7 protein-coding genes are annotated in these 6,000 nt (G+C 58.8%); 2 read left to right on the top strand and 5 right to left on the bottom strand.

All coding sequences use genetic code 11. The features are described 5' to 3' along the window. The first annotated feature begins 333 nt into the window (after positions 1–333). On the top strand, positions 334–1,068 hold the full coding sequence (locus ACLHHB_RS07255) for a thermonuclease family protein (protein ID WP_410217604.1): 735 nt from the start codon (positions 334–336) through the stop codon (positions 1,066–1,068). A 1,535-nt stretch (positions 1,069–2,603) separates the two neighbouring features. Here the strand turns inward: ACLHHB_RS07255 and ACLHHB_RS07250 are convergent. From ACLHHB_RS07250 to ACLHHB_RS07235, 4 genes are all read right to left on the bottom strand, one after another. Further along, entirely contained in the window at positions 2,604–2,879 is a 276-nt protein-coding gene (locus ACLHHB_RS07250) for a hypothetical protein (protein ID WP_410217603.1), read from the bottom strand. 299 nt (positions 2,880–3,178) lie between these two features. Then, positions 3,179–3,457: an SDR family NAD(P)-dependent oxidoreductase gene (locus ACLHHB_RS07245; protein WP_410217611.1), complete on the bottom strand. Its 279-nt coding sequence runs from the start codon at positions 3,455–3,457 to the stop codon at positions 3,179–3,181. Between the two features lie 166 nt (positions 3,458–3,623). Next, positions 3,624–4,538, bottom strand: coding sequence for an MYG1 family protein (locus ACLHHB_RS07240; protein WP_410217602.1), 915 nt, complete (start codon positions 4,536–4,538; stop codon positions 3,624–3,626). 121 nt (positions 4,539–4,659) lie between these two features. Then, entirely contained in the window at positions 4,660–4,968 is a 309-nt protein-coding gene (locus tag ACLHHB_RS07235; protein WP_410217601.1) for an ETC complex I subunit, read from the bottom strand. Between the two features lie 121 nt (positions 4,969–5,089). Here ACLHHB_RS07235 and ACLHHB_RS07230 point away from each other — a divergent pair, with 121 nt between their 5' ends. Then, complete coding sequence (locus ACLHHB_RS07230) at positions 5,090–5,653, top strand: superoxide dismutase family protein (RefSeq protein WP_410217600.1); 564 nt, start codon at positions 5,090–5,092, stop codon at positions 5,651–5,653. Between the two features lie 16 nt (positions 5,654–5,669). Here the strand turns inward: ACLHHB_RS07230 and ACLHHB_RS07225 are convergent, their stop codons facing one another. Further along, entirely contained in the window at positions 5,670–5,987 is a 318-nt protein-coding gene (locus ACLHHB_RS07225; protein WP_410217599.1) for a hypothetical protein, read from the bottom strand. Positions 5,988–6,000 lie beyond the last annotated feature (13 nt).

Genomic DNA, 6,000 nt, shown 5'->3' with positions numbered 1-6,000 from the left:
GATCAAACCGGAAAAGTACAACGCCATTGGAAAATGAGTAGCACTTTCCCCTATCCATTATTAGGATATTGAAAAACACCGGTTTTTCTAGACTTAGGATGGCAGTAGAACGCGTAACCGTTATACCGCACAGAGTTTTGGCCCGTGATAGCACAGCGCGGTTAAAATTATAACAATGAGCAGGAAACGCCATCTGCAAACAAACATCCCGCTTACAGATATTCAGCCTGCGGTGGAGAGGCAGAATTTATAACCTTCCGGCAGCCCTTCAACGACGCCGCATGAACCGGCGGATCATCTTGAAAATTGCGAAATACTTGAACAAACGGAACATTGGCTTTTCTCCTGCTTCTCAATCAACGCAGTCAGAGCGCCTCTGGTTCATCTCAGCAGCTGTTCGACCGATCGAAAAATCACCTTGTTCATCATCTTCGTGATCTTGTCAGCTTCGGTCTTGCCGCCGCGCTTCACCTCATCCAAACCCTCCTCATGAGAAAGCCCCGTCGCAAACCCATACGTCGCATCGGTCTCAAGGTTTGGGCTGCGGCTATCGCTGTTGTGGTAGCCCTTTTCTTTGTGGGTGACAGCAATCCCCACTTGCGTCTGGCCCTCGAGCAACTGCTGCAGGAGATTATCACAGGCGAGCCGGCTCGCGAACAGCATGCAGGCAAGGCACGTATCATCGACGGCGACACTTTGGATGTATCCGGCACACGCGTGCGGCTTTATGGCATTGATGCCCCCGAAACGGCGCAGACCTGCCGCCGGCGTGGGCAGGACTGGGCTTGCGGCAAGGATGCGTCAAAGGCGCTGACCGAGAAGATCGGTGACCGCAGCATTACCTGCGACCAGCAGGACAAGGATCGTTACGAGCGGGTGGTTGCAGTTTGCCATGCTGGCTCTCAGAACCTGAATGCTTGGATGATACAGAACGGATGGGCAGTGGCCTATCGCCAGTATGGCGGCACGATCTACGATTCGCAGGAAAGCGCTGCGCGAATTGCAGGGCGTGGCATATGGGGCAGCGAATTTGTAATGCCATGGGATTGGCGGAAGGGCGCGCGATAGCGAAGGACGGTCCAAAACTTGGCCAACTGCGCAGTCACCGGCTCCCCCTCACACTGCAATACTGTCTTATCGAGAAAGCAGAGGCATGTCCTCAGAACTCTGAGTGACCGAGGTTACCAACTGCAAGTACCTGACAATTCACTTTGGCCCTGCATCATCTTTTCGCCAGTGACGCTAGATGCAAGGGTAAAAGCTGGGTATTCCAGCTGAAGACTTCTTCAAGCCTATGCTGCTCGACCCTAGGAACGTGCTGGGCAGTGCATTTCCACACAGAAAGTTTCGTCTGGCCCCTCCCTCAAGCTTATCTATTGCCGACGTCTCAGGTCTTTTGTTGCCGCTGGAGCACGTGAGCAAGCCGGCCTTTCCTGCCAGCCACACTGGACGCCGCCGGCATGCAAGGAGACACTCAGACGCCGAGGTTCGCTGCAGATCTGAAGCTGAACCAGGAAAACCTGCCGCCTTGCAGGCGAGGCCGAGGGCGACCCGTAACAACGCCCTGACCCGCAATTGCCTGACGCGGAATATGCCACTTTGCCACCGAGCGCCACCATCCCACCATGATGAGGCCAAAGTCCAAGGGTGATGGCCCCGTCGACGCCGTTGCATGACACAAAACGTTGCGCGGGTATACTGCTCATGAATGCACCCGGCGTCGGGCCACTGTTTGCGCTTAGGTTTAGGTGAGTGTCGATGAAGTGGCCAGCTTCTGCCGATCAAGATCCATGTCTGTTCCTATCACCGGCGCCACACTGGTCCAATGAATAGGTCATGGGCGCGGCACTTGGAAATGCGGCGATGCAAGTGTCGGTTGTACAATGGTCGAGGCGGCTGACGCAATCATGCGGAGGAACACGAGAAGCTCGTTGCTGAAGGGCGGGGGCTGACCTTTGCCAAACGGCATGGTCCGGCACGAGCACCTGTTCCAGTGGCACGCTGCTTTGAAAAAAATTGCACGAGATGGGAGCCGAAAAGGCCGCATACCGCTGGCAGTCCAACGTTGCCTGATCCCGCGAAACGACCCGCTCCTCGGGCAGAGCCAGATCCCGTATAGGGCGAAGGTTAAGCAGGCAATGAGAAGTGAAGCCTGAACGCAACTCAGGCCGCAGTCCCAGAGAAAGATCGGAATGCCTTTCCTTCCAATCCCATCACGAAGCGGTCTTGTGCCGAATCTGAAGAAAAGCAAGACACCTGCCGGCACTGGTAAAGTGATGAAATCACCTAACGCTTGGTCGGGTCTGCGAGAGACGGGCAAGATGGCATTGAACATCCGTCAGCGACCTCCACGAACGAACCATGCATCTGCTTCCGTGGCCAAATTATCACGTGGCGTCAAAGTTCACACCGGATCAAACCAGCTTGCGTCACCCTTTGCTGTGGGATGTCTGTTGCTGAACCTGTACCCTGCGCCGCCCGCCATCTGCTGGTGCCTAACCCTCCTTCTAAGGAAAGCCCGGTAGAATGATCCGAGATCGTCGTAGCCAAGGATAGGGCGTTTTCGGAAATGTCCTAGCAGGACTGGACAAGGTAGCCGCGGGTCAGTTCATGACGCACCTCCGACAGCAGCGCCTGAAAGGGGCGGCCCTGTTCGGCAAGGCAACGCTGCAGCGAGCGCTCGCTGATTGCTGTTCTTGGGCTCTGCTATGCAAATCCGGCTGTCCGACAGGCACATAGCGACGCAGCAGCCAGAGCACTTGACCGGTCAGTGTCATTGACGCGCGCAGCTTGTCGAGATGCTGTTGCAGTCCTTGTTCCAACAAGTCGTTGTCATAGCTTTCAAAAGGGGTGCCCAGATCCGGCGCATGAAAGATCATGCAATCCGCCTCGTTGCGCCAGTAGATAGGGCGTTAAAAATGTGCGACGGGTTGGGCATCTCGCGGCGCGCGCAACGGGCGAATGTCCGTGCGGTGCCGTTTCAGAGAAGGTCCAGAAGCGCCGCCATGGCGGCATAGAACAGTGCCTCAAAGATGCGTCGGACGCATGCCGCCAGCGGATGATGACGCGGCAGGTTTCGTCCTGCATCGCGATCTCCCGCCCCTCAGGCGCGGCCCAATCAGGTGCATGTCGGCAAGGTCGGCCTCGTCAATCTTGAACTGCGCTGCAATGAGACTTGTCAGATCGGGCTCAAGGCGACCGCAAATACACAGATATCTTCTGTCTTCGGCAGCGTGATTAGCGCCGAAGATCTAGTCAACCTGACAACCGCGTGCTTGCTGCCGACATAGGCCCAGTTCATGCTTATCGTCTTCGACCCAGCGATGGAGGCGAGGTGAACAATACCGCCGCCACCCTGCCGCTTCATTTGAGCGATCTGATATTTCATGCTGTAGAAGAAACCTAGAGCACTCACCTCGATCATGTCCCGAAACTTCTGCGCATCAAATTTGTCGATAGTTGCGGCCTTCTAAACGGATTCGCCAGCAGCGCGATAGATGCGGGGGTCAAAAGGCTTATCGGACGCGACACCGATCCCGCGACCGGATGCTCGTCACCCTTTGGTGTCTTGCCGCACCCCAAAGCGGGTGCCGATGCCTGCAGCACATGCTGTGACATGGCGATCAGGATCGCACCTCCTGAACCGCCAGTTCCGCAAGCTCGAGCACTGATGTGCGATCCGCCGCAACAGCGATGAAGCGGGCGTTGTGGCAGAAGCGTGCGCCGGACACCCCGGAGGCGGCTTCGAAAGCCGCATCGGTCAGGCCCGCCCAAGACGCTGGAAGGTCGGCGCGCAAGGCGAAACCATCGGCATCGCGACGGATGCCGGTCAGGGCCCAGTCCGTCTCGCGCGGGTGGATCACGAACAGAAGGTGGGCGGCACCAGCCCGTTCCACCGCTGAACGGAATGGCATCCCCATCGGCAACTCCAGGATCGCACTGTCACCTGCGGCAGCGATGGCGGCCATGACAACGGCTTCGGCCCGCAGCTTGGCGGCCTTGCGGGCGATGGCGGCCTCGACAAAGGCACGGGCGGTATCCAGCGCCTGCTGGAACGCGCGGTCATCGGCATCCGGGCTGCTGTCGTCGAACACGGGTTTCAGGCTTTCCAGCAGCATCGGCAGGGACAAATCGGCCAGCGGGCCGGTGGGCGACAGCGCCCCGTTGTCCACCAGGTCGATGGGCAGCACGAAATCGGCATCGAAACTCGCGTGAACCGCATCCAGATCACCCTGGGGCAGATCCAGTGCACGCAGATAGTCTTGCCCGAAATGCTGCCAAACCAGCCCGAACGAGCTGAAGGGCTCGCCACTCTCGCGCAGCGGCGGGTTCTTCTGATGGTGGTCGAAGATCAGTCGCGCGGGGTCAAAGTCGCGGCCCACATCATAGATGACCCGGCCCGGTGCGGGGTTGATCCAGTCGGCATCTCGCGTCCGCAGGATCTGCGCCTGCGGATACAAACGGGTCAGGATGACCGAAGAAAGCAGTTCGTCGGCATGAAATCCGCCGGAATGGGTAACAAGGTGGGTGATGGTCATGGGCTTGTCCCGAAAAAGCAGATGACCGCCCAAAGGCGGTCAGTGAAGGATCAATCATAAGAATGCCAAACGAAGACAATTTAGTCCCGCACGGCCACCCAAGATCCGATGCCCGAAAGGTTCAGTGGGTCCAAGGCGCACGGCGGTCAGTGGCGAAGTTTTCACCATAGCCCCGCGGGCGCACGTTGGGGGCCCGCTGATGGCGTTCCTGCACGACATATTCCAGTCCATGTTCTCGCGCGTAATCCTCGGCCTGCTTGCGGCTGTCGAAGCTGAGGCGGACCTGGCTCTGGGTGTCACGGGTGCTGGTCCAGCCCATCAGCGGATCGACGTCACGCTCGGCGGCGGGAAACTCGAGAACCCAGCCCTTGGCCTTGGCAGAGCCAGACTGCATGGCGTTGCGGGACGGCTGATAGATGCGCACGAACATGGGGCGGTCCTTCGACTGATCGTTAAGGCTATATCGCCAAATCCACGCCTCTGTTCAAGTGCCCCGGAACATCATCTGCCCCGAAGCGTTCGGCCATGAATCAAAACCTGAGGAGATCCTGATGTCCCCGCGCCTTATTGCCTCGACCGTTTCGGCCTTCATTCTGTCTGCAGGACTGGCGGCGGCACAGGATGCTCCTATGGGTCATGAATCCACGGGCCCGGACCTCTCCACCCTGGGCGGCGCCTTCACCGCTCAGGTCACCGCAGCGGACGGCACGCAGCATGGCACGGTCACGGTCCAACCGACCCCTTCAGGCGTCAGCGTCGTGACCTTGGCGCTGGAAGGCTTGCCCGCTGGGGTGCTGGCCGTGCATCTTCACGAAACGGGCGCCTGCGAAGGCCCCGAATTCGAGAGCGCTGGCGGCCATCTGGCCATGGAAGGTCAGGACCACGGCGTCCTCAGTGAAAACGGCCCCCATATCGGCGATCTGCCGAACCTGCACGTTCCCGAAAGCGGTACGGTGATGGTCGAGCATTTCGTGCCCGAACTGACGGCCGATGTTTTGGGTGACGACGACGGAACAGGCTTCATCATCCATGCCCATGCCGACGATTACCAAGGTCAGCCCGCGGGCCATGCCGGAGGTCGCATCGCATGCGGCGTTCTGGAAGCAGCCGAGTGATCGACTGCCGCGCCCGTCAAGGCGCGGCACCCTCCACCGTACTCAAATCGGGCATTTCAGCAAATGGCGCTGACAACTCGGTTTTTCCTGACTGCTTGTCGCGCAAGCAAACCGACAGTTCGGGTGCTGCTTCTGCTTTGCGCGCGACGATCAGGGCCACCGCAAACCCTTCGCTGCCGTGTTCATTGGGAAGAACGGTGATCAGGTCGGAGGAAAAGAAAGCCTCCGCTGCCACACGGCAATCGTCCACCAGCGCCTTGCGCAGTTCAGCCCAAGCCTCCTCGGTCGAGGCAAAGGCCGGAACAGAAGCCAGACCCAAGATCGCGATCGCCAAACTGCCTGTTTTC

The organism is Paracoccus sp. (in: a-proteobacteria), from assembly GCF_046462195.1.
In the GTDB taxonomy this organism is placed as follows: domain Bacteria; phylum Pseudomonadota; class Alphaproteobacteria; order Rhodobacterales; family Rhodobacteraceae; genus Paracoccus.
The sequence above is the reverse complement of the archived record's forward strand: the minus strand, read 5'-3'. Positions and strand labels throughout refer to the sequence as shown.

What these genes read in the sequence shown, in the direction of transcription:
- ACLHHB_RS07250 (WP_410217603.1), bottom strand. Translation starts at nt 2,879, where the DNA reads ATGATCTTTCATGCGCCGGATCTGGGCACCCCTTTTGAAAGCTATGAC.
- ACLHHB_RS07240 (WP_410217602.1), bottom strand. Translation starts at nt 4,538, where the DNA reads ATGACCATCACCCACCTTGTTACCCATTCCGGCGGATTTCATGCCGAC.
- ACLHHB_RS07235 (WP_410217601.1), bottom strand. Translation starts at nt 4,968, where the DNA reads ATGTTCGTGCGCATCTATCAGCCGTCCCGCAACGCCATGCAGTCTGGC.
- ACLHHB_RS07230 (WP_410217600.1), top strand. Translation starts at nt 5,090, where the DNA reads ATGTCCCCGCGCCTTATTGCCTCGACCGTTTCGGCCTTCATTCTGTCT.